The organism is Psychrobacillus sp. PGGUH221 (assembly GCF_042055255.1).
In the GTDB taxonomy this organism is placed as follows: domain Bacteria; phylum Bacillota; class Bacilli; order Bacillales_A; family Planococcaceae; genus Psychrobacillus.
Genome location: NZ_JAQMHQ010000004.1, coordinates 28,008 through 51,918 on the forward strand (window position 1 = coordinate 28,008; position 23,911 = coordinate 51,918).

26 protein-coding genes are annotated in these 23,911 nt (G+C 37.4%); 25 read left to right on the top strand and 1 reads right to left on the bottom strand.

Annotated elements, in window-relative coordinates; all coding sequences use genetic code 11:
- Nucleotide 1 precedes the first annotated feature (1 nt).
- From rpe to spoVM, 3 genes are read left to right on the top strand one after another with little or no spacing between them, the layout of a single operon-like run.
- Nucleotides 2-670: a ribulose-phosphate 3-epimerase gene (gene rpe, locus PGC35_RS07665; protein WP_375218779.1), complete on the top strand. Its 669-nt coding sequence runs from the start codon at nucleotides 2-4 to the stop codon at nucleotides 668-670.
- A complete protein-coding gene (locus PGC35_RS07670; protein WP_375218780.1) occupies nucleotides 667-1,323 on the top strand; it encodes a thiamine diphosphokinase in 657 nt (218 codons plus the stop codon). Before rpe ends, PGC35_RS07670 begins: the two co-directional genes overlap by 4 nt.
- A gap of 16 nt (nucleotides 1,324-1,339) precedes the next feature.
- The gene (gene spoVM, locus PGC35_RS07675) at nucleotides 1,340-1,432 is read left to right on the top strand and encodes a stage V sporulation protein SpoVM (RefSeq protein ID WP_156316786.1); all 93 of its coding nucleotides are present in this window, start codon (nucleotides 1,340-1,342) and stop codon (nucleotides 1,430-1,432) included.
- A gap of 86 nt (nucleotides 1,433-1,518) precedes the next feature.
- On the opposite strand, the gene rpmB is transcribed toward spoVM, so the two are convergent.
- On the bottom strand, nucleotides 1,519-1,707 hold the full coding sequence (rpmB, locus tag PGC35_RS07680; RefSeq protein WP_053590016.1) for a 50S ribosomal protein L28: 189 nt from the start codon (nucleotides 1,705-1,707) through the stop codon (nucleotides 1,519-1,521).
- Between the two features lie 495 nt (nucleotides 1,708-2,202).
- Between rpmB and PGC35_RS07685 the strand changes: the two genes are divergently transcribed.
- The 22 genes from PGC35_RS07685 (at nucleotide 2,203) to ylqF (ending at nucleotide 23,844) form a co-directional block, all read left to right on the top strand.
- Nucleotides 2,203-2,565 carry an Asp23/Gls24 family envelope stress response protein gene (locus PGC35_RS07685; protein WP_053590015.1) on the top strand — a complete coding sequence of 121 codons (363 nt, stop codon included), beginning with the start codon at nucleotides 2,203-2,205 and terminating at the stop codon, nucleotides 2,563-2,565.
- A 17-nt stretch (nucleotides 2,566-2,582) separates the two neighbouring features.
- Nucleotides 2,583-4,238, top strand: a complete 1,656-nt coding sequence (locus PGC35_RS07690) for a DAK2 domain-containing protein (protein ID WP_056830267.1) — start codon at nucleotides 2,583-2,585, stop codon at nucleotides 4,236-4,238.
- A gap of 217 nt (nucleotides 4,239-4,455) precedes the next feature.
- Nucleotides 4,456-5,118 carry an L-serine ammonia-lyase, iron-sulfur-dependent subunit beta gene (sdaAB, locus tag PGC35_RS07695; RefSeq protein ID WP_053590014.1) on the top strand — a complete coding sequence of 221 codons (663 nt, stop codon included), beginning with the start codon at nucleotides 4,456-4,458 and terminating at the stop codon, nucleotides 5,116-5,118.
- A 12-nt stretch (nucleotides 5,119-5,130) separates the two neighbouring features.
- Nucleotides 5,131-6,030, top strand: coding sequence for an L-serine ammonia-lyase, iron-sulfur-dependent, subunit alpha (gene sdaAA, locus PGC35_RS07700; protein ID WP_053590013.1), 900 nt, complete (start codon nucleotides 5,131-5,133; stop codon nucleotides 6,028-6,030).
- A complete protein-coding gene (recG, locus tag PGC35_RS07705) occupies nucleotides 6,020-8,068 on the top strand; it encodes an ATP-dependent DNA helicase RecG (protein WP_375218781.1) in 2,049 nt (682 codons plus the stop codon). Before sdaAA ends, recG begins: the two co-directional genes overlap by 11 nt.
- Nucleotides 8,069-8,164: 96 nt before the next feature.
- Nucleotides 8,165-8,731, top strand: coding sequence for a transcription factor FapR (gene fapR, locus PGC35_RS07710; RefSeq protein ID WP_375218782.1), 567 nt, complete (start codon nucleotides 8,165-8,167; stop codon nucleotides 8,729-8,731).
- Nucleotides 8,732-8,746: 15 nt separating this feature from the next.
- Nucleotides 8,747-9,742 carry a phosphate acyltransferase PlsX gene (plsX, locus tag PGC35_RS07715; protein ID WP_053590010.1) on the top strand — a complete coding sequence of 332 codons (996 nt, stop codon included), beginning with the start codon at nucleotides 8,747-8,749 and terminating at the stop codon, nucleotides 9,740-9,742.
- The gene (gene fabD / locus PGC35_RS07720) at nucleotides 9,735-10,685 is read left to right on the top strand and encodes an ACP S-malonyltransferase (RefSeq protein ID WP_375218783.1); all 951 of its coding nucleotides are present in this window, start codon (nucleotides 9,735-9,737) and stop codon (nucleotides 10,683-10,685) included. The genes plsX and fabD overlap by 8 nt, the downstream gene beginning before the upstream one ends.
- Complete coding sequence (gene fabG / locus PGC35_RS07725) at nucleotides 10,678-11,424, top strand: 3-oxoacyl-[acyl-carrier-protein] reductase (protein WP_375218784.1); 747 nt, start codon at nucleotides 10,678-10,680, stop codon at nucleotides 11,422-11,424. The genes fabD and fabG overlap by 8 nt, the downstream gene beginning before the upstream one ends.
- A gap of 150 nt (nucleotides 11,425-11,574) precedes the next feature.
- On the top strand, nucleotides 11,575-11,811 hold the full coding sequence (gene acpP / locus PGC35_RS07730; protein WP_053590007.1) for an acyl carrier protein: 237 nt from the start codon (nucleotides 11,575-11,577) through the stop codon (nucleotides 11,809-11,811).
- 133 nt (nucleotides 11,812-11,944) lie between these two features.
- Nucleotides 11,945-12,694, top strand: a complete 750-nt coding sequence (rnc, locus tag PGC35_RS07735) for a ribonuclease III (protein ID WP_053590006.1) — start codon at nucleotides 11,945-11,947, stop codon at nucleotides 12,692-12,694.
- Nucleotides 12,695-12,696: 2 nt separating this feature from the next.
- The gene (gene smc / locus PGC35_RS07740) at nucleotides 12,697-16,251 is read left to right on the top strand and encodes a chromosome segregation protein SMC (RefSeq protein ID WP_375218785.1); all 3,555 of its coding nucleotides are present in this window, start codon (nucleotides 12,697-12,699) and stop codon (nucleotides 16,249-16,251) included.
- Nucleotides 16,252-16,266: 15 nt separating this feature from the next.
- Nucleotides 16,267-17,295, top strand: coding sequence for a signal recognition particle-docking protein FtsY (gene ftsY / locus PGC35_RS07745; RefSeq protein WP_053590004.1), 1,029 nt, complete (start codon nucleotides 16,267-16,269; stop codon nucleotides 17,293-17,295).
- 364 nt (nucleotides 17,296-17,659) lie between these two features.
- Complete coding sequence (locus tag PGC35_RS07750; protein WP_371256505.1) at nucleotides 17,660-17,989, top strand: putative DNA-binding protein; 330 nt, start codon at nucleotides 17,660-17,662, stop codon at nucleotides 17,987-17,989.
- Nucleotides 17,990-18,001: 12 nt separating this feature from the next.
- Nucleotides 18,002-19,357 carry a signal recognition particle protein gene (ffh, locus tag PGC35_RS07755; protein WP_053590002.1) on the top strand — a complete coding sequence of 452 codons (1,356 nt, stop codon included), beginning with the start codon at nucleotides 18,002-18,004 and terminating at the stop codon, nucleotides 19,355-19,357.
- Between the two features lie 103 nt (nucleotides 19,358-19,460).
- Nucleotides 19,461-19,733, top strand: coding sequence for a 30S ribosomal protein S16 (gene rpsP, locus PGC35_RS07760; protein ID WP_053590001.1), 273 nt, complete (start codon nucleotides 19,461-19,463; stop codon nucleotides 19,731-19,733).
- 14 nt (nucleotides 19,734-19,747) lie between these two features.
- Nucleotides 19,748-19,981: a KH domain-containing protein gene (locus PGC35_RS07765; protein WP_053590000.1), complete on the top strand. Its 234-nt coding sequence runs from the start codon at nucleotides 19,748-19,750 to the stop codon at nucleotides 19,979-19,981.
- Between the two features lie 58 nt (nucleotides 19,982-20,039).
- On the top strand, nucleotides 20,040-20,555 hold the full coding sequence (gene rimM, locus PGC35_RS07770) for a ribosome maturation factor RimM (protein WP_053589999.1): 516 nt from the start codon (nucleotides 20,040-20,042) through the stop codon (nucleotides 20,553-20,555).
- The gene (gene trmD, locus PGC35_RS07775) at nucleotides 20,555-21,286 is read left to right on the top strand and encodes a tRNA (guanosine(37)-N1)-methyltransferase TrmD (protein ID WP_275785171.1); all 732 of its coding nucleotides are present in this window, start codon (nucleotides 20,555-20,557) and stop codon (nucleotides 21,284-21,286) included. Before rimM ends, trmD begins: the two co-directional genes overlap by 1 nt.
- 137 nt (nucleotides 21,287-21,423) lie before the next feature.
- Complete coding sequence (gene rplS, locus PGC35_RS07780) at nucleotides 21,424-21,768, top strand: 50S ribosomal protein L19 (RefSeq protein ID WP_053589998.1); 345 nt, start codon at nucleotides 21,424-21,426, stop codon at nucleotides 21,766-21,768.
- A 592-nt stretch (nucleotides 21,769-22,360) separates the two neighbouring features.
- Nucleotides 22,361-22,921, top strand: a complete 561-nt coding sequence (gene lepB / locus PGC35_RS07785) for a signal peptidase I (protein WP_056829251.1) — start codon at nucleotides 22,361-22,363, stop codon at nucleotides 22,919-22,921.
- Between the two features lie 74 nt (nucleotides 22,922-22,995).
- The gene (gene ylqF, locus PGC35_RS07790; RefSeq protein ID WP_053589996.1) at nucleotides 22,996-23,844 is read left to right on the top strand and encodes a ribosome biogenesis GTPase YlqF; all 849 of its coding nucleotides are present in this window, start codon (nucleotides 22,996-22,998) and stop codon (nucleotides 23,842-23,844) included.
- Nucleotides 23,845-23,911 lie beyond the last annotated feature (67 nt).

Below are 23,911 nucleotides of genomic sequence, written 5' to 3' on the forward strand. Positions count from 1 at the left end.
TATGGTTAAAATTGCCCCATCAATACTAGCAGCTAATTTTGCGAAGCTAGGAGAAGAAGTGTTAGAAGTAGAAAAAGCAGGTGCTGAACTTATTCATATAGATGTAATGGATGGTCATTTTGTTCCGAATATTACAATGGGACCAATTGTAGTGGAAGCATTACGACCTTTAACGAAGCTCCCTTTAGATGTACATTTAATGATTGAAAATGCCAATCAATATATTGAATCTTTTGCAAAAGCAGGTGCGGATTATATTACGGTTCATGTAGAAGCAAGTCCACACTTACATCGTACGATTCAATTGATTCGTTCTTTTGGCGTAAAACCGGGAGTCGTGTTAAATCCACATACTCCAATTGAATCGATTCAACATGTTTTAGAAGATATAGACATGGTCTTATTTATGACAGTAAACCCAGGCTTTGGAGGTCAAAAATTTATTCATTCAGTTGTACCAAAGGTAAAACAATTGGCAGATATCGTGAAAGAAAGAAATTTAGCGATCGAAATCGAGATTGATGGCGGAATAAATGAAGAAACGATTATTCCTTGTGTAGAGGCAGGAGCTACGATATTTGTAGCTGGTTCTGCCATCTATAATGCAGAGGATAAAGGGAAGGCTTTACAAGCAATAAAAGAAGCCGGTTTAAGTGTAGCGGTAAAATGAAAACGGTCATCGTTTGCTCAGGAGGTCCAGTAGAGGAAGTTGTTGATTTTAAACAACTTCCTTTTTCCAAAGAAGATACTTTTTTTATCGGTGCTGATCGCGGAGCTCTTCATTTATTAACAAATGGAATAACGCCACATGAAATTATTGGTGATTTCGATTCATTAAAAGAAGAAGAATTTCATTTATTAGAATCAACGGTTGAAAAAGTAACAGTTTTACAAGCCGAGAAGGATGAAACAGATACACACATAGCAATAATGCGAGCTATAGAATATAAACCGGATAATATTATTTTAACAGCGGTAACTGGTGGGAGACTCGATCATTATGAAGCAGTTTTACATGATATGATACGCTTTCAAATGAACTATCCGGAAATTGTTTTCTACATACGTAATAAGCAAAATATTGTTCGTTTTTTATTACCTGGAATACATGAAATTAAACCTGATCCACATTTTAAATATATTTCTTTTTTTTCGTACGGTGAAACAGTTGAAAATATATCTCTTAGAGGCTTTCTGTATGAAGTTACCAAAGAAAATATTTCATTTGGCAATTCCAAATTTACTAGTAATGAAGTAAGTGGACGAATTGGTACTATCTCTTTTACTGCTGGCATATGTTTAATGATAAGAAGCAGCGACTAAAAGGGAGGAATTGTGTGTGAAGGTATACACATTTAGATTGCCTAAATCAGTAAGTAGTTTTGTAAGAGTTTGTATTCGCATGTTTAAGAAAGAAGAAGTCAAGAAGTAACAGATGATGGACGCAAGTCTTCTGGGGAAACAAAAGAAAAAATGCCAGGTCGACTGTTGTCGGCCTGGCATTAATTATGAGTACGATTAAACGCGCTCAACTTTTCCTGATTTCAAAGCTCTAGCAGAAACCCAAACACGTTTAGGTTTACCGTCTACAAGAATGCGGACCTTTTGAAGGTTTGCCCCCCATGTACGCTTGTTGGCGTTCATTGCGTGAGAACGAGCATTACCAGAACGAGCTTTACGCCCAGTGATTGCACATACTTTTGGCATTATATTTCCTCCTTTAAAAAAGAAGCTGAAAGATTTTTCAGTTCGATATTTCACATACTTTAATAATTTACCACAGACTAATATGAAGTGCAAGCATATCAAGAAAAAAACCTTTACACCATATTGAATGTGGAAGCGCCTATTTCTGCCCTGACAAGCAAATGCGAAAATTCTATGTCCAACCCTGTTAGACGTAGATGAATCACATTTGACCTCGAAGGGCAAAGCGCTGCAACTGGATATCTAGAAATGCGCAAGCGACTATTTTTACCCCTGAAGAGCAATCCCATCTGCGACGAGTTGTGGGCAGGAGCAATGTGCTGGATAAAAAGAGTAAAATGAAAAAATGCATCAAATGTTACACGTTTTTTGCCTATCTATCCATCATACCCTATAATATAGAAGGAAATAGTATAAAAAGTAAACGCTCTCTTTTATAATTCTGAACGGTGTAGTACAATAAAGGGTAGTCAAAAAGACTTGGGAGGTTTCATCATGTCAATTGAATTGAAAAATGAATTCGGACAAATTGATATATCGCAAGATGCAGTTGCACAAATTGCAGGCGGAGCCGCTATAGAGTGTTACGGAATAGTTGGTATGGCATCTAAGCATCAAATTAGAGATGGATTAACAGACATATTAAGAAAAGAAAATTTTACAAAAGGCGTTATTGTAAGACAAGAAAAAGAAGACCTACATATTGATATGTATATTATTGTTAGTTACGGAACAAAAATTTCTGAAATAGCTTATCAAGTGCAATCAAAAGTGAAATATACACTAAATAAATCTCTTGGTATGTCAGTGAAATCCGTAAATGTATATGTACAAGGAGTTCGCGTGGCAAGCGTGTGAATGAGGGAGAGAAAACAATGAAATCAATTAATGGTATACAGTTTGCAGATATGGTTAAAATGGGTGCTCACCACCTATTTCAAAACGCAGACTACGTAGATGCTTTAAATGTTTTTCCAGTTCCTGACGGAGATACTGGCACAAATATGAATTTATCGATGACTTCTGGTGCTAAGGAAACAGCAGCTCATACTGTAGAGCATATCGGTAAAACAGCTCAGGCATTATCCAAAGGTTTACTAATGGGAGCTAGAGGTAACTCTGGGGTTATTCTTTCCCAATTATTCCGTGGGTTTGGAAAATCAGTTGAGCAATCTTCTACACTAGATGCTAAACAATTTGCTGAAGCTTTAAATTATGGTGTAGAAACAGCATATAAAGCAGTGATGAAGCCGGTAGAAGGTACTATTTTGACTGTTGCAAAGGACTCTGCTAAAAAAGCGGTAGAAGTGAGCGAAACAGAAGACGATATTCGCTTATTAATGGAAGCAGTTGTAGAAGAGGCAAAAGCTTCGTTAAATAGAACACCTGATTTACTTCCGGTACTTAAAGAAGTTGGGGTAGTAGATAGTGGCGGACAAGGGCTGTTATTTGTATATGAAGGCTTTTTAGCTAGCTTAAAAGGTGAAGCATTACCTGAGAAAACAGTTAATTCGTCAATGGATGATTTAGTGAGTGCTGAACACCATAAAAATGTTCAAGGATTTATGGATACGTCCGAAATTGAATTTGGATTCTGTACTGAATTCATGGTTCGTTTTGAGGATGGTAAAAAAGCATTTGATGAAACCTCATTCCGAAACGATTTAAGTGCTTTCGGTGATTCACTTTTAGTGATCTCAGACGACGAAATTGCTAAAATCCATATCCACTCAGAAACACCAGGGGAAGTACTAACATATGGCCAACAATATGGAGATTTGATTAAGATTAAAATCGAAAACATGCGCCAACAACATACAGATATCGTAGGAGAAGGATACTCGAAAGAAATTCCCGCAAAAAAAGCAGAGATGCATCCTTATGCAGTAGTAACAGTTGCGATGGGCGAAGGTATTTCGGATCTTCTAAAAAGCTTAGGAGCTTCCGCAGTAATTGAAGGCGGACAAACAATGAATCCTTCAACCGAGGATATTGTAAAAGCAATCGAGGCAGTGGGAGCAGAACGCGTCCTCATCTTACCGAACAATAAAAACATTATTATGGCTGCTGAACAAGCAGCGGAGGTGATGGGTATTGAAGCAGCTGTCGTACCAACGAAAACACTTCCACAAGGAATGGCAGCTATTTTAGCATTCAATCCACAAGCTACTGTAGAAGAAAATAAAAAGCATATGACCGAAGCGTTTTCTCATGTTAAAACAGGTCAAGTTACTTTCGCAGTTCGGGATACTTCAATTGATGGCGTGGAAATTAAAAAAGATGATTTCATGGCTCTGGCAGAAGGGAAGATTATTCTTTCTAATCCTTCTAGAGAAGAGGCAGCAAATAAGCTTGCAACAACGTTGATCGATGAGAATGCAGAAATCGTAACGATCATTTACGGTGAAGATGTTACGGAAGATGAAGCAACTAAATTTGCTGCTTTCATTGAAGAGCAATTCGAAGATGTTGAAATTGAATTATATAACGGTAAACAACCTTTATATCCATATATTTTATCGGTTGAATAGAAATAAGATGCCACGAGGAATGAAGTTTACTTTCCCCGTGGTTTTTTTTGGATAGATTTGCTTGAAAAATTTAGGTCGAGCGTAATTAGGTTAAAGATAAATAACCAAGTGGTTTAGACACTTACTTTCCATTTTATTCTCTTAATCTTCTAACCTTTGTTTAATATGTACATTCAGTGTAAAATAAGTAGTAAATATACTATTGGAGGTCTATGCAATGAAGTTCAAATCAGTTTTTGACATAATTGGACCTGTTATGATTGGACCATCTTCTTCCCATACTGCAGGAGCAGCACGTATAGGAAGAGTAGCAAGAGATTTATTTGGAAAGCAGCCTACATGGGCAAGAATACATTTATATGGTTCATTTGCAGAGACCTATAAAGGACATGGAACAGACGTAGCGATTATTGGTGGATTGCTAGATTACGATACGTTTGATGAGCGTATAAAAACAGCCTTTGAAGATGCAAAAAAGGTTGGACTAACATATGAGTTTATTCCTGAAACCGCTCACACAGAGCATCCGAATACTGCTCGAATTGTGATTGGTGATGGAACACAAGAAATGTCGATGGTCGGTATTTCCATCGGTGGCGGAAAGACAGAAATAACGGAGTTGAATGGTTTCCCGCTTCGTCTATCAGGTAATTTAGCGGCAATTTTAGTAGTGCATGAAGATCGTTCTGGTTGTATTGCGAGCGTGGCAAATTGTCTTGCTAAATATGATATTAATATCGGTCATATGGAAGTTTCTCGTAAAGAAAAAGGAAATATGGCGTTAATGGTAATTGAAGTGGATCAGAATGTGGATGCCAATATACTTGCGGAATTATCTACATTACCTAATATTACACAAGTTACTAGAATAGCGGACTAAGGAGGAAGACGAATGGATGTTTTATTTCATAATGTTCGTGAATTAGTTGATTTAGCTAACAAAGAGCAAAAACTGATTTCAGAAATCATGATCGAACAAGAAATCTTAATAACAGAGCGTTCAAGAGAAGAAATAATGGCTCAAATGGATCGTAATTTGACTGTAATGGAAGAAGCGGTAGAAAAAGGCTTGAATGGAGTTCGATCAACGTCCGGCTTAACGGGTGGAGATGCGGTGCTACTTCAAAATTATATGCAAAGAGGAAACACTTTATCTGGAGAATTAATGCTAGATGCAGTTAGTAAAGCAGTTGCAACAAATGAAGTGAATGCAGCAATGGGTACTATCTGTGCGACTCCGACTGCTGGTTCTGCCGGTGTTGTACCGGGAACATTATTTGCAGTGAAAAACAAGTTAAATCCTACAAGAGAGCAAATGATTCGTTATTTGTTCACAGCGGGTGCTTTTGGTTTTGTAGTTGCCAACAACGCTTCTATTTCTGGAGCGGCAGGTGGCTGCCAAGCTGAGGTTGGATCAGCAGCAGGTATGGCAGCAGCAGCAATCGTAGAAATGGCGGGAGGAACCCCTGAACAAAGCGCTCAAGCTTTTGCAATTACCCTTAAAAACATGCTTGGCTTAGTGTGTGATCCTGTAGCGGGTCTTGTAGAAGTTCCATGTGTAAAACGAAATGCAATGGGTGCCTCTAATTCATTAGTGGCAGCAGATATGGCATTAGCAGGTGTAACAAGTCGGATTCCATGTGATGAAGTAATAGATGCCATGTATAAAATTGGCCAAACAATGCCAACTGCATTAAAAGAAACTGCTCGAGGCGGGCTTGCAGCAACTCCTACAGGAAAATGGTTAGAATCCAAAATTTTTGGCGGAGCAGTAGTTAATAGTGGAAACTAAAAAGAATGAGTTAGTTACTTCCTTAAAAGGAGTGGGAAGTGGTACAGCTAACGCATTGCAAGAATTAGGGATCATCACATTAGAAGATTTGGTTATGACCTTTCCCTATCGTCATGAAGACTTTCGATTAAAGAACTTAGCGGAAACCGCTCATAATGAACGAGTAACAGTGGAAGGAAGGGTCGAAAGTGAGCCTTCTCTTCTTTTTTTAGGGAAAAACAAATCGAGATTGCAAGTCCGTTTATTAGCAGGACAACATCTGATTAAAGCAGTTTTTTTTAATCAAGCTTATTTAAAAACGAAGATAACACCAGGTGCAGTCATTACAGTAACCGGAAAATGGGACAGGGGAAGACAAGTCATAAATGTTTCTACCTTTTCGGCTGGCCCTAAGACGGACCAACAAGATTTTGAACCTGTCTATTCATTGAAAGGTACGATTAGCCAAAAGACTTTTCGGAAATTTATGAGACAAGCATTGGATGAGGTAAATGGATACCTAGTAGACATCTTACCTGCATCAATTAGAGAAACCTATCGTTTGCCTGATATTTCGACGGCGTTGGAAGGAATACATTTTCCACAAAATGCAGAGCATTCAAAAGATGCAAGAAGACGTTTTGTTTATGAAGAATTATTAATTTTTCAGTTAAAAATGCAAGCTATAAAGAAAGCTCGTAAGGAACAAAATATCGGTAACAGCGTTGCGTTCAATAATGATTTGGTGAAAAAATTAATTGATTCTTTACCGTATGAATTAACTGATGCACAAAAAAGAGTTGTAAACGAAATTTGTCGAGACTTAAAAGAACCTTATCGTATGAACCGCCTTTTACAGGGAGACGTAGGCTCAGGAAAAACAATTGTTGCTGCTATATGTTTATATGCAGCTATTACTGCGGGTTATCAAGGAGCACTTATGGCTCCTACGGAAATATTGGCGGAACAACATGCTACTTCTTTGGATGAATGGCTTACCCCAATTGGAGTCAAAATTGCTTTACTGACTGGCTCTACAAAAGCGAAGGCTCGTCGTGTTGTATTAGAAAATTTAGAAGCCGGTAATATAGATTTGTTAATAGGAACTCATGCATTAATTCAGCCTGACGTCTCATTTAAAAAATTGGGCTTAGTTATTACTGATGAGCAGCATCGATTTGGAGTAGAACAACGAAGGGTCTTGAAGGAAAAAGGGGAAGATCCGGATGTATTATTTATGACGGCAACTCCGATACCCCGAACTTTAGCCATTACAGCGTTTGGAGAAATGGATGTATCTGTTATAGATGAAATGCCTGCTGGCCGAAAGAAAATTGAGACTCATTGGATGAAGCAAGATCAAATGTACAAACTAATAGTCCGGTTAAAAAAGGAATTAGCTAAAGGAAGACAGGCTTATATTATTTGTCCACTTATTGAAGAGTCAGAAAAACTAGATGTCCAAAATGCTGTAGACGTATACAATATGATGGTTACTGATCTTGGAGCAGGCTATACAATAGGCTTGATGCATGGACGTCTTCATCCTGATGAAAAAGAGCAAGTGATGAGAGATTTCTCAGAAGGGAAAGTTCAAGTTCTTGTCTCTACAACGGTCGTTGAAGTAGGAGTAAATGTACCGAATGCAACCTTTATGATTATTTTAGATGCGGAACGATTTGGACTTGCCCAACTACACCAACTAAGAGGGCGTGTGGGACGAGGAGAACACCAATCGTATTGTATCCTACTTGCTGATCCAAAATCAGAAGAAGGAAAAGAAAGAATGATATCCATGACCGAAACGAATGATGGTTTTGCGCTTGCTGAAAAAGATTTAGAATTACGTGGTCCGGGTGACTTTTTCGGTAGAAAGCAAAGTGGGTTACCAGAATTCAAAGTAGCAGATCTTGTACATGATTATCGTGCACTTAATACTGCTAAAGTAGATGCAGAAAGATTGTTGGATTCAGATGCTTTTTGGCAGTCCGAAGAAATGGAAGGTCTAAGAACAATATTATTAAATTCCAAAGCGCTAGATGGTGAGCGTATTGACTAAAGAGAATGCTGGAAGGATTGCAAATCAATTCTTGCATTCTTTTTTTAATATTTATATACTGATATTAGTACCAAGTGCTAAAATGGTGGTGATTGGATGAAATACTCAAAAAAAGAAAGACAGAAGTTACTGCTTGATACATTAGATAAAAACCCATTTATCACGGATGAAAAATTAGCTTCTACATTCAATGTAAGTGTGCAAACAATAAGACTTGATCGAATGGAATTATCTATTCCAGAATTGCGAGAGCGTATAAAAACTGTAGCAGCACATAATTTTGAAGAAGAAGTGAAATCACTTCCTATCGACGAGGTAATTGGTGAAATAATTGATATTGATTTAGATAAACAAGCGATTTCTTTATTAGATATTACAAAAGACCATGTGTTTGCAAGAAATGGAATAGCGAGAGGGCATCATTTGTTTGCACAAGCCAATTCTTTGGCTGTTGCTGTCATAAATGATGAATTAGCGCTTACTAGAAAATCTAACATCACATTTGTGAAGCCTGTTCAAGAAGGTGACAGAGTGATTGCAAAGGCTGTAGTAGTTTCTAGTGATATGGAAATAAACACAACGCTTATTGAAGTAACGAGTAAAGTGGAGAATGACACTGTTTTTGTAGGTCAATTCAGTATGTATAGAATGACAAAGTCTTAAATAAGGTGATGACATATGAAAATTTCAATTGATGCAATGGGTGGAGACAACGCCCCACATGAAATAGTGAAGGGCGTATATGACGCATTACAAGCTTTCGAAGATCTGCATATTCAGTTATATGGGGACGAGGAAAAACTGTCTTCTTTAGTAACTGCTCATGACCGATTACAAGTGATACATACAAATGAGATTATTGAAGGTACTGATGAACCCGTACGAGCTGTCCGGAAAAAGAAAAATTCTTCGATGGTAAAAATGGCAGAGTCCGTGAAAAACGGAGAAGTGGATGCATGCGTTTCTGCAGGAAATACTGGAGCATTGATGGCAGCGGGTTTATTTGTTGTTGGTCGTATTGACCAAGTGGATCGACCAGCACTTGCTCCTACCTTACCGACATTGGATGGGAAAGGGTTTGTAATGCTTGACCTGGGAGCAAACTCAGATGCAAAACCCGAACACTTAGAACAGTTTGCTGTAATGGGAAGTGTGTATGCAGAAAAAGTTCGAGGTATTAAAAATCCACGAGTTGGACTTTTGAATATAGGGACTGAAGACAAAAAAGGAAATGAATTAACGAAAGCGACATTCGATTTATTAAAAGAAGCGCCAATCAATTTCGTTGGAAACGTGGAATCAAGAGATTTGTTAACTGGTGTTGCGGATGTCGTTGTAACGGATGGGTTTACCGGTAATATGGTATTAAAAACGATTGAAGGAACAGCATCTGGGATTTTTACTTTGTTGAAGGAAGCTTTTAATACTTCTACGAAAACAAAAATTTCTGCACTTCTTGTGAAAGGTCAGTTAAAAGAGTTAAAAGGGAAACTAGACTATTCCGAGTATGGTGGAGCAGGATTATTTGGTTTAAAAGCTCCTGTCATCAAAGCGCATGGTTCTTCTAATGCAAATGCAATTTTTCATGCCATCAGACAAGCAAGAACAATGGTAGAACATGACGTTTGTGGAATTATTCAAAGTACTTTAAGAAAGGAATTACCAAATGACTAAAATCGCGTTTATTTTCCCAGGACAAGGTTCTCAATCTGTTGGAATGGGACAACAATTTATAGAAAATGACCATTCTAGCAAAAAGCATTATGAGTTAGCAGATGAGGTACTAGGCTTTTCTCTATCTAATATTATGTTAGAAGGTCCTGCTGAAGAATTAACAAAAACTTTTCATGCGCAGCCCGCATTACTTACAACTAGTACAATGATTGCTAAAAAACTAACGGATGCCGGTATTTCTCCTGCTTATACAGCTGGACATAGCTTAGGGGAATATTCTGCACTCGTTGCCTCAAATGTAATCAGTTTTGAGGAAGCTGTTTTATTAGTTCATCAAAGAGGCTTGTACATGAATGAAGCTGTTCCTGCAGGTGAAGGTGCAATGGCGGCTATTTTAGGGTTAGATAAAGAAGCATTAACAGAAGTAACGAATGAAGTATCTAAAAGTGGTGAAATAGTCCAAGTTGCTAACTTGAACTGCCCAGGTCAAATTGTCATTTCTGGAACGGTTGCAGGCGTAGAAGCAGCTTCAGCAAAAGCGAAAGAAGCTGGGGCGAAAAGAGCGATTCCACTAGTAGTAAGTGGACCATTCCATTCAGAACTAATGCGACCTGCAGCACAAAAATTAGATGACGCAATTTCAGCTGTTACGTTACATGATACGAAAACACCGGTAATTTCAAATGTCACAGCGCTTCCTGTAACAGAAGCATCAAGTATAAAAAACTTACTAGTTGAGCAATTATATTCTCCAGTTCGGTGGGAAGAATCAGTGGAGAAAATGATGGAGCTTGGTGTAAATGTATTTATCGAATGTGGGCCAGGAAAAGTACTTAGTGGTTTAGTGAAAAAAATCGATCGCTCTGTAACAACTTATTGCGTTTATGACGAAGCATCTTTGCAGCAAGTTATTACAGAATTAGGAGAGGTTAATAATGGGTAAATTAGATGGCAAATCAGCAATTGTAACTGGTGCTTCACGTGGAATTGGAAAAGATATTGCTCTTTATCTTGCAAAAGAAGGTGCAAAAGTAGCTGTTAACTTTAGTGGCAGTAAAGAAAAAGCGGAAGAAGTAGTAGAGGAAATAAAATCATTTGGTGGGGAAGCATTTGCTATTCAGGCGAATGTAGATCAATCAGAAGATGTACAAAATTTAATTAGTGCTACTTTAGAGAATTTTGGTTCTATCGATATTTTAATAAATAATGCAGGAATTACGAGAGATAATCTTCTAATGCGTATGAAGGAACAAGAATGGGATGATGTTCTTAATACAAACTTAAAGGGTGTCTTTCTTTCCACAAAAGCAGTTACACGCCAGATGATGAAACAAAGAAAAGGGCGTATTATTAATATTACTTCCATTGTTGGTGTTTCTGGAAATCCTGGTCAAGCAAATTATGTTGCAGCTAAGGCGGGTGTGATAGGTTTAACCAAAACTACTGCACTAGAGCTAGCTAGCCGTAATATTACAGTGAACGCTGTCGCTCCTGGTTTTATTACAACCGATATGACTGAGGCTCTTCCAGAAGAAGTGAAAGCTCAAATGTTAAGTCAAATTCCGCTTGCAAAGTTTGGAAATACGGAAGATATTGCTAAAGTCGTTGCATTTTTAGCTTCGGATGATGCGAATTATATTACTGGTCAAACGTTACATGTTAATGGCGGCATGTATATGTAATTTTACAGACCATTGAATAATGCTTGCAGTCGTTGAAGAACTTATTGCCTCGACTATCGCAATTCGGTCTGAATTAATATTCATGAATTTATAATTACACTTTCCATAGGTTAGAGTTTTTTGTATAATCATTGAGGGGAGGTGACAAATTTGTCAACAGTATTAGAACGCGTAACGAAAGTAATCGTGGATCGTCTAGGTGTAGATGAAAGCGAAGTAAAATTAGAAGCATCTTTCCGTGATGATTTAGGTGCTGACTCTCTTGATGTAGTAGAATTAGTTATGGAACTTGAAGATGAGTTCGATATGGAAATTTCAGATGAAGATGCTGAAAACATTTCAACTGTAGGTAGTGCAGTTAGCTATATTGAAAGTAAACAAGCTTAATTTCAATAACATCAGAGACGTTCTACTCATTCCTTGCGAATAGAGATAGAACGTCTCTATTTCTTTTGCACAAAGCTAAAGAAACAGGTAAACTTAAACAGATAGATCCATAAGCAAGAAAGGCAGATAATTCATGAAAAAAAGTACGCATACGAAAAAATCAGTTTTCCCTGAAAGTGTTAAAGAACATTTTAATCTCTTTCAACAACATTTTGATATTCATTTCGATAATCCAACATTATTGTATCAAGCCTTTACGCATTCATCTTATGTGAATGAGCATCGACGGAAATTTTTTGCCGATAATGAAAGACTAGAGTTTCTAGGAGACGCTGTTTTAGAATTGTCTGTTTCTCAATATTTATTTCAACAATACATGGGGATGAGCGAAGGAGAACTGACAAAACTTCGTGCAGCAATTGTTTGTGAGCCATCTCTTGTACTATTTGCCAATGAATTGAATTTTGGTAAATATGTATTGCTAGGAAAGGGAGAAGAATTGACAGGTGGACGTGAAAGACCTGCGCTTCTTGCAGACGTTTTTGAAGCATTTATCGGTGCATTATACTTAGATAAGGGACTTGCAACAGTTATTTCATTTTTAGAAAAAATTGTATTCCCTAAAATCGAACTCGGTGCTTTTTCGCATGTGATGGATTATAAAAGTCAATTACAAGAAATTATTCAGCAACAAAATAATGGAACGTTAAGTTACGAAATCGTGGAGGAAAAAGGTCCTGCACATAATCGAACCTTTGTATCTCGTGTTTTGTTAAGTACAAATGAACTTGGCATTGGAAAAGGGCGTTCGAAAAAAGAAGCGGAACAACAAGCTGCAAGGCTAGCAATTATTGCATTAAGGGATCATGAACGGGAGGAATAAGTTTGTTCCTTAAAAGATTAGAGATAATAGGATTTAAATCATTTGCTGACCGTATTGGAATCGATTTTGTACCAGGCGTTACTGCGGTAGTAGGTCCAAATGGTAGTGGAAAGAGTAATGTAACCGACGCGATTAGATGGGTATTAGGAGAGCAATCTGCTAAATCGTTGCGTGGGTCTAAAATGGAGGATGTCATTTTTGCAGGAAGTGACTCTAGAAAAGCGTTAAACTTTGCTGAAGTTACGTTAATATTGGATAACTCGGATAATAGAGTTGCTTTAGACTTTGCCGAAATTAGTGTAACTAGAAGAGTATTTCGTTCAGGAGATAGTGAATACCTACTAAACAAACAAACTTGCAGATTAAAGGATATCACGGATCTCTTTATGGACTCTGGACTTGGAAAAGAAGCATTTTCTATTATTTCTCAGGGGCGAGTAGATGAAATTTTAAATAGTCGTCCAGAAGATAGAAGAACAATATTCGAAGAAACTGCAGGAGTACTTAAATACAAACAACGTAAGAAGAAAGCTGAATTTAAACTGATTGAGACAGACGACAATTTAAATCGTGTATTAGATATTTTGCATGAGTTAGATAGTCGAATGGAACCTCTACAAATACAATCATCGCTTGCTTCGGATTATTTAAGAATGTCCGAAGAATTAAAAGATATTGAAATAGCAGTAATCGCACATGATTTAAGAATGTGTGTTCAGCAAAGTGCTGAATTACATAAAAAACTTCATACATTGGATGAAACAAAACAAGCACTTCAACTACAAATAGATAATGTAGAGGCGACTATACAGGCAGACAGAAGAAAAATGTCTGATATAGATGAAAGCCTAGATACAAATCAAAGTGAGCTCGTAGAAGCAAGTTCTGAATTAGAGCGATTAGAAGGTAGAAAACTTTTACTAGCAGAGAAAAAACAAAATGCAAGTCAACAAATTTCCCAGTTAAAAAGAGCATTAGAAGAAGAACGCGAAAAACTTGAATTGCTCGAGAGACAGTTAAGAGAAAATGATGGTTCCAGAACAGAAAAACAAGTTCACTTAAAAGAACTTCGCTCCAAAAAGTTGCAAATTGACAAAGTCTTAAGTAAATCCGCTTCTGAAGTAGAAGAAGAAATAGAGGATTTAAAAAGTACTTATATCGATTTATTGAATGAAGAAGCTACTATGAAAAACGAAATGAAACATATGGAGCAGCAACTTCAATTTGAACTCGTGTCTTCTGAAAAAATGATGGAAGATTATCGTGAAATAAAAGAAGAACTAGAGAAACTAACTAAACGCAAAATGGAACTAGAATCTCGCCTGACTACTTGTCAAAAAGAGTTAGAACAGAAATTATCAGCATTTAAAAAGAAACGTGAAACAGCTGAACAGCTTGAAAATGGGTTGGAAGAACAACAGACGATGCTTCAAAAGGCATATCAAATGAAACATCAAATGCAAGCAAGAAAAGATTCTTTAGAAGAACTAGAATCGGAGTTTTCTGGCTTTTTCCAAGGTGTTAAAGAAGTATTGATTGCTAGAGAAAAAAAAGAATTACATGGTATTCATGGCGCGGTAGCAGAGCTGATTCAAATTCCGCATACGTATATGAATGCAATCGATACAGCAATTGGACAACAATCACAACATATTATTACTGATTCTAGTCAAGACGCGCGTTTAGCTATTGAATGGTTGAAAAAGAAGCGTGTAGGAAGAGCGACATTTCTTCCGCTCCAAGTAATGAAATCACGTAAGGTAAATGAGCAAACTTTAGCAATGGTAAAGGACCATCCTTCTTTTGTAAATACGGCGGACAAGCTGGTGAATTACAATGACGGGTATCAAATTATTGTGGAAAATTTACTTGGAAATATAATTATTGCAAAAGATTTAAAGGGTGCTAATGAAATGGCATCTCGTCTGCAATATAAATTTCGCTTTGTCACATTAGATGGTGATGTCGTGAATGCAGGAGGGTCCCTCACTGGTGGTTCTGTTAAACAGCAATCCTCCTTATTTACTCGTAAAGTAGAGCTAGAACAGCTAAATGATAAATTAGTAGAGTTGGAAAAAACGGTTCTTCAAGCGGAAAAATCGGTTTCTTCCAAAAAACAAGAAGTTCAAGGATTACGATTAGAATTGGAAGAAACACGTCTTTTGGGAGAAAGTTTAAGGGAAGAAGAACTTAAATTACTATCAGAAACAAGAGAGTGTACCGCTATTATTTCAAGGCTTACAAGTCAGTTACTTGAATATGATGAAGAGAAAACGGAAAAAGGTAACTTACATGATGATTTAGTCCGTAAAAAAGAACAAACTTCATCTCGTAGCGTGGAGATAAAAGTATCATTAGCTACTATTCAAGCATCGATTGACCAGTTACAAGTTTTAAAACTTCGATCGATTGAAGAAAAAGACAAATTTCAAAATGAGCTCGGTGAGTTGTTATCTCAGATTGCTGTAGTGAATGAACAAGTTACGCAACAAGAAAAAGAAAAAATTCAAATTACCAATTCAATTCAAGCTAGCACACATAAAATTGATACTTTAGATAAAGAAATTGCTTGGTATGAAAATGATGACCAAGAAGGCCCAACTGCCGATGAATTATCAGATCTCATTACAAAGTACAAATTGACAAAAGATCGATTAATTGAGCAAATTCAAGCTGAAAAAAGTAGCAGAGTGGAACTTTCCCAAAATATTAATAGCGCTGAAAACAAGCTTAAAGAGCTACAGCAAAAAGCGGGGCTCCTGACAAATGAAGAGCGTACCTTGGAGATTAAACTAAGTAAACTAGAAGTAGAAATGAACACGCTTCGCAATCACTTGGAAGAAACGTATGAGCTGACTTTGGAAGAAGCTGAACGTGACTTCCCGTTTAAAATGGAAGAACAATTGGCACGCAAAAAAGTAACTCTACTAAAAAGATCGATTGAGGAGCTTGGTCCGATTAATCTTGGGTCTATTCAAGAATTTGAACAAGTGAGTGAACGTCACTCATTTTTAACAGAGCAACGAGAAGACCTACTTTCTGCCCAAGAAACTTTGCATGAAGTTATTAGAGAAATGGATGAAGAAATGACTATCCGTTTCGAAACAACTTTCAATGAAATACAATCTCACTTTAGAGTTGTTTTCCGTGAACTTTTTGGAGGTGGTCAAGCTGATTTAATTTTGACCGACCCTACTTCATTACTTGATACAGGGGTAGACATCATTGCACAGCCTCCGGGGAAAAAACTGCAAAATCTTACGCTTTTATCAGGAGGGGAGCGTGCGCTTACTGCAATCGCTTTATTGTTTGCTATTCTGCACACTCGTCCTGTACCATTTTGTATACTGGATGAGGTAGAAGCAGCCCTAGATGAGGCAAATGTGGCCCGCTATAGCAACTATTTAAAGAAATTTAGTCATGATACGCAATTTATCGTAATAACGCATCGAAAAGGAACAATGGAAGGTGCAGATGTATTGTACGGTATTACGATGCAGGAATCGGGTATTTCGAAATTAGTTTCCGTAAAATTAGAAGAAGAATTAGTAACTTAAAAAGGAGCTTAGAGAATGAGTTTTTTTAAGAAGTTTAAGGATAAGATGCTTGGATCGAAGGAAGAGATAGAAGAAACAGTTTCGATTACAAATAAATTTAAGGAAGGTTTAGCGAAAACAAGAAACCAATTTACTTCCAAAGTAAATGATTTAGTAGCTAAATACCGTAAAGTAGATGAAGATTTTTTCGAAGAACTAGAAGAAATATTATTACAAGCGGATGTAGGTTTTGAAACAGTTTCTGAATTAATGGAATCCTTACGTTTTGAAGTACAGCGTAAAAATATGAAGGATACTGCCGGAATCCAATCGGTTATTTCAGAAAAACTAGTCGAAATTTATGAAGCTGGGGATGAAAATATTACAGAGCTTCAACTGGAGAAAGATAGTTTATCCGTTATTTTGTTTGTTGGAGTGAACGGGGTAGGTAAGACTACTACAATTGGGAAACTTGCTCATCGTTTAAAAAGCGAAGGAAAGAAAGTCATTTTGGCAGCGGGGGATACTTTCCGTGCTGGGGCAATCGACCAACTTCAAGTATGGGGCGATAGAGTAGGCGTAGAAGTTATAAAACAAGCGGAAGGCTCTGACCCTGCTGCTGTTATGTATGATGCGATTAGAGCAGCTAAAACGCGTAATGCGGATGTTTTAATTTGTGATACCGCAGGTCGACTCCAAAATAAAGTGAATTTGATGAATGAGTTAGAAAAGATTCATCGTGTCATTTCGCGTGAGGTTCCAAATGCCCCTCATGAGGTATTGCTAGCCCTAGATGCAACAACTGGACAAAATGCACTTGTGCAGGCACAGACGTTTAAAGAAGCGACAAATGTTACTGGAATTGTATTAACGAAACTAGATGGTACCGCAAAAGGTGGTATCGTATTAGCGATACGTTCGAAACTTCATATTCCTGTAAAATTTGTTGGACTAGGCGAACAAATGGATGATTTACAACCATTTGATTCCGAAAAATATGTATATGGACTTTTTGCTGAAGGTTTAGAGTTGGAAAGTGAAAATGAAGAAAATGAAGACAAGTAAATACTAGACGCAGATTGTAGGGTCATCTCAGACTGTCTTGAAAACGCTTGTCATTCTAGGCTACCTAAAATCGCGACATCCATGTCGCAACGGTCGCATGACCCACTTCCTGTGGGCCCGCGCGCCAGCAAAGTTACTTTGCGACGAGCTTTGCGCAGGAGCACCGAGGCGGAAGCGAATAGAACTTAAGTTCATGAGCTTACAACGAAGTGCAAACGCTTTTGTTTGCGACGAGTAACCGCAGGAGCAAGCAACGAAGAATGCGAGCGCTTGTCAACAGTCTGAGACAAGTAAAAATACTTGACAGTTGTATCCTCAATTAATAAACTAGAGGATGTAATTGAATTGGTAAGGAGAGATGGGAATGATTGAAAAAACAACACGCATGAATTTTCTCTTCGATTTTTACCAGGCATTATTAACAGATAAGCAAAGAAGCTATATGCAGCTTTATTATTTAGATGATTTATCCCTTGGAGAAATTGCAGAAGAATATGATATTTCCAGACAAGCTGTTTATGATAATATACGTCGTACAGAAGCAATGTTAGAGGAGTATGAAGAAAAACTTAACCTCTTTACGAAATTTGAAAAACGTCAGGAAACGATAGAGCAGCTATTGCTTTTAGCAAAGGAGCAATCATCTGAAGATAAACTGATTGAACTCATTAATCAATTAAAAGAATGGGATTAGGAGGCGGCATGCATGGCATTTGAAGGATTAGCTGAGCGACTCCAAGGAACGCTTCAGAAAATTAAAGGTAAAGGAAAGATTTCTGAAGCAGATGTAAAAGAAATGATGAGAGACGTTCGTTATGCACTACTCGAAGCAGACGTAAACTTGAAAGTAGTAAAGGAATTCGTCAAAAATGTTTCGGAACGAGCTGTTGGGCAAGATGTAATGAAAAGCTTAACACCTGGTCAACAAGTCATTAAAATTGTTAAAGACGAATTGACAGAGTTAATGGGTGGAGAACAAAGTCAAATTTCTTTTTCATCAAGACCACCTACCGTAATTATGATGGTTGGTCTTCAAGGTGCTGGTAAAACAACCACTACTGGAAAGCTTGCGAATGTGTTACGCAAAAAATACAATAAAAAGCCACTATTAGTAGCGGCTGATATTTACCGTCCTGCAGCTGTTAAACAGCTTGAAACAATTGGTAAGCAGTTATCATTACCGGTTTTCGCATTAGGCACTGATATTTCACCTGTAGAAATCGTAAAACAAGCGATGGAGCATGCAAAAGCAGAGCATAACGATGTTGTGATCATTGATACTGCGGGTCGACTTCATATTGATGAAACCCTTATGCAAGAATTAAAAGATATTCGTGCCATCAAAGAACCAGATGAAGTGTTTTTAGTGGTAGATGCAATGACTGGGCAGGATGCAGTCAATGTAGCGAATAATTTTAACGAATCCATTGGCATTTCCGGTGTCGTATTAACGAAGCTTGATGGGGATACTCGAGGCGGAGCGGCTTTATCTATCCGTTCTGTTACGCAAAAACCTATTAAGTTTGTTGGTATGGGTGAAAAGATGGATGCTCTTGAACCTTTCCATCCAGAGCGAATGGCTTCTCGAATTTTAGGTATGGGAGATATGATGTCTCTGATTGAGAAGGCACAAGCAAATGTTGATGAAGAAAAAGCGAAGGAATTAGAAGAAAAATTCCGTACGCAATCTTTTACTTTTGATGACTTTTTAGAACAAATTAGTCAAGTGAAGAAGATGGGACCGTTGGACGAAATTTTGAAAATGCTCCCAGGAGCAGGCAAAATTAAAGGACTAGAGAATGCAAAAGTGGATGAAAAGCAAATGGATCGTGTCGAAGCGATTATTTATTCCATGACTACGCAAGAAAAAACAACTCCTGAAATTATTAATGGTCCTAGGAAGAAAAGAATTGCTAAAGGATCTGGTACGTCTATTCAAGATATCAATAGACTATTGAAGCAGTTTGAAGATATGAAAAAAATGATGAAACAAATGACAAACATGCAACAAAAAGGGAAGAAAAAGATGAAAATGCCTGGTTTAGACTCACTTTTTAAATAATTTTCCCTGAAAAAATTAGGGTGTTAAGAAAAAACACTTTACAAACAAATAAAAGCTTGATAATATACTATCTTGTGTGAAACTATTCGGAGGTGCAATAAAAATGGCAGTTAAAATTCGTTTAAAACGTATGGGAGCAAAAAAATCTCCTTTCTATCGTATTGTAGTAGCAGACTCTCGCTCACCACGTGATGGTCGTCAAATTGAAACAGTAGGTACTTACAACCCACTTACAAAACCAGCTGAAGTTAAAATTAACGAAGAATTAGCGTTAAAATGGCTTCAAGACGGCGCAAAGCCATCTGATACAGTACGTAACTTGTTCTCAGAACAAGGTATTATGGAAAAATTCCATAACGCAAAACTCGGCAAATAATCGGAGGGGACAATGTGAAGCAGCTGATCGAAGCAATCGTCAAACCATTAGTTGATTATCCAGATAAGGTTCAGGTTGTTAAAGAAGAAAATGTAAACCGTATAGTTTACAAACTTTCTGTTCATCCTGAAGATATGGGAAAAGTAATTGGCAAACAAGGGCGGGTAGCGAAAGCGATTCGTACTATTGTTTACTCAGCAGCAGGCAGTCACCAAAAGAAAAAAACATATGTCGACATTCTAGATTAATGTACAAAGAGGGAGAACAATTTGTTCTTCCTTTTTTGATAGGAGGTAAAAAATATTCATGGAATGGTTTAACGTTGGTAAGATAGTCAATACGCATGGTATATGGGGTGAGGTTCGTGTTATCTCCAAAACAGACTTTGCAGATGAACGTTATGAAGTGGGTAGTGAGCTAGGGCTGTTTAAAGCAGATGGATCGAAACCAATCACCGTTAAAGTAGCTACTCATCGAAAGCATAAAAACTTTGATTTATTGACATTTGAAGGCTATTCATTATTGAAAGATGTAGAACCTTTTAGAGACGCTATTTTAAAAGTATCTGATAAGTACCTTTCAGAATTAGAAGAAAATGAATTTTACTATCATGAAATAATCGGATGTACAGTTTTGTCTACAGAAGGCGAAACGATCGGAACTGTTACAGAAATTCTTGAAACAGGTGCCAACGATGTTTGGGCAGTTCAGCCTGCAAAAGGGAAAACACATTACATTCCATACATTGAAGATGTAGTAAAGTCAGTAGACGTTGATAATAAGAAAATTGTTATTGAAGTGTTAGAAGGTCTATTATCATGATGAATATTCACATTCTTTCTCTATTTCCAGAAATGTTTGAAGGTGTTTTTAATACATCCATTTTGAAAAAAGCACAGGAAAAGAATGAAGTTGTACTTAATGTCGTGAACTTTAGAGATTTTTCAGGAAACAAGCATCATCAGGTTGATGATTACCCTTATGGCGGTGGAGCTGGGATGGTATTGAAACCTGAACCACTATTTAACGCAATAGATTCTTTAACTACGAATAAACAACAAAAACGCCGAATCGTTCTACTTTGCCCTCAAGGGGAGCGATTTACGCAGAAAAAAGCAGAAGAATTAGCAAAAGAAGAAGAGCTTATTTTCATTTGTGGTCATTATGAAGGTTATGATGAGCGAATTCGAGAACATCTGATCACAGATGAAATTTCACTTGGAGATTTCGTATTAACAGGTGGAGAATTGGCAGCTATGACTATTGTGGATAGTGTCGTTAGACTATTGCCTAATGTACTGGGCAATGCAGAATCTCACGAAAAAGATTCATTTTCTACTGGACTGCTTGAGCATCCTCATTATACTCGACCGGTTGAATATCGAGGTTATAAGGTGCCAGATGTGTTGTTGTCAGGTAATCACGCAGAGATTGAAAAATGGAGAAGAGAACAATCTTTAAAACGAACGCTTGAAAGAAGACCGGAGTTACTGGAATCGATTGATTTAAGCAAAAAGGATCAAGAATTTATTAATAAATATAAGAAACAATAATCTTTCATTTATGCATTGCATCTATTAAATGTTTGTGGTATATTCTACTATGTACTTCTATGTGGAGTATGGATTTTGGGTGTTCCGCTGCAACAGATAATGGGTGTAAGAGCATTCTATATAAGGAGAGAAAAATGATGCAAAACATTATTTCAGAAATCACAAAAGAACAATTACGTACGGATCTTCCTGATTTCCGCCCTGGTGACACAGTACGTGTACACGTTAAGGTTGTTGAGGGTACTCGCGAACGTATCCAAATGTACGAAGGTGTTGTAATTAAACGTCGTGGTGGTGGAATTAGCGAAACTTTTACAGTTCGTAAAATTTCTTCAGGTGTTGGCGTTGAGCGTACATTCCCTGTACACACACCAAAAATTGCAAACTTAGAAGTTGTTCGTCGTGGTAAAGTTCGTCGTGCTAAATTGTACTACTTACGCGATCTACGTGGTAAAGCAGCTCGTATTAAAGAACGTCGCTAATAGTAAAAAATCAAATGTTGTAGTGAAGGTGATTCACCTTTCGCTACAACATTTTTTCTTTTTAAACTGTTGAGAAGCGCTCGCATTCTTCGTTACTTGCTCCTGCGGTTACTCGTCGCAAACAAAAGCGTTTGCACTTCGTTGTAAGCTCATGAACTAAAGTTCTATTCGCTTCCGCCTCGGTGCTCCTGCGCAAAGCTCGTCGCAAAGTAACTTTGCTGGCGCTCCTTGAATGCCAAGCGCTTTCATTCAGTTTAAAAAAAGACTTTGAAATAATAATCTTTCAAATTATTTAAGCTTCGATGTAAGCTCATGAACTTAAAGTTCTATTCGCTTCCGCCTTGCGCGGCGTGCGGGCCTACACGATGTAGGTCTTGCGACCGTTGCGACAAGGATGTCGCAGTTTAGGTCGCCTCGACTGAAAAGCGTTTTCAAGCTAGTTGAAATATAAAGATTGATAAGGGTTCGCATTCTTCGTTCCGGAAAGTTAAGTTAGATTTAGTTGAAAGATAATTAGAAATCATATCATTTCTTTTTGCTTGAATGAGAATTTCCCTGTACAATAAAGGAAGTATATAAAGGGGGCAAGTCGATGGAACGAGCTAAGAAAGAAAAGAACGAATTGTGGGAATGGTCCAAAGCATTGTTAATCGCTTTTGGGATTGCTGCAATAATTCGCTTCTTTTTATTTACACCAATTGTAGTAGACGGAGAGTCAATGATGCCGACTTTAAAAAATGGGGACCGAATGGTTGTCAATAAAATCGGTTATATGGTTGGTGAACCAGATCGTTTTGATATAGTAGTATTCCATGCACCAGAGCAAAAGAATTACATCAAACGAGTAATTGGTCTTCCTGGAGATCATGTGGAATATAAAAATGATCAACTATATATAAATGGAAAAGAAGTTGAAGAGCCATACTTAGAACAATACAAAAATGAAATTACTGAAGGATCTTTAACCGATGATTTCACATTAGAAGATATTGCCCAAGTAGATAAGATACCTGAAGGCTTTATATTCGTTATGGGTGATAATCGTAGATATAGTAAAGATAGTCGACATATTGGACTAGTTGCCATCGATGAAGTGATTGGAAACACAAATATCGTTTTTTGGCCATTTGATGAAGTTGGTTTTGTAAAATAAAAATTTAGTAAGATGCCTGAGGTTAGATAGTTAAGGAAAAGTAACTTTCTCATCCTTTAAGGAGGAGATATAAAATGACAATACAGTGGTTTCCAGGTCATATGGCCAAAGCGAGAAGAGAAGTAACTGAAAATTTAAAGCTCGTAGATATTGTTTTTGAATTAGTGGATGCACGCTTGCCTTTGTCTTCCAGAAATCCGATGCTGGACGAAGTAGTGCACCAGAAAACAAGATTACTTATTTTGAACAAGATGGATATGGCAGACGAAGCACAAACGAGAAAATGGATAGCTTATTTTGACTCAATAGGGCTCCCTACAGTGGCGATAAACTCTTTAGAAGGAAAAGGTCTACAATCTGTTTTTAAAGCCGCTAAAGAGCTTTTAAAGCCTAAATGGGATCGTATGAAAGAAAGAGGCATCAAACCTCGTGCTATTCGTGCAATGATTGTAGGAATTCCAAACGTCGGGAAATCTACACTAATTAATCGTTTCGCAAAAAAGAATATAGCGAAAACAGGTAATACACCAGGTGTTACTAAAAGACAGCAATGGATAAAGGTCGAAAAGGAAATAGAATTATTGGATACTCCTGGTATTCTTTGGCCTAAGTTTGAAGATCAACAAGTCGGCTATAAACTTGCATTAACGGGAGCTATTAAAGATGCTGTTATCAATATGGAAGATTTAGCGGTGTATGGTCTTCGTTTTTTACAAGAGCATTATCCAAAGAGGATGGAAGAAAGATATCAATTGACAACAGTTAGCGAAGATTTAGTGGATACTTTCGATCATATTGGTAAGTTAAGAAGATGTTTTGCCGGTGGCGGTGAAATTGATTATGATCAAGTTGCAGAGCTGATTGTAAGGGATATTCGAAACCTTCATCTTGGTCGACTAACATTTGATTTTGTAACCGAATAAGACATAAATAATTTACCCTTTTTGCCACTTGGTGAGAAGGGTTTTCTCGATTTTTTAAGTTGCAAGC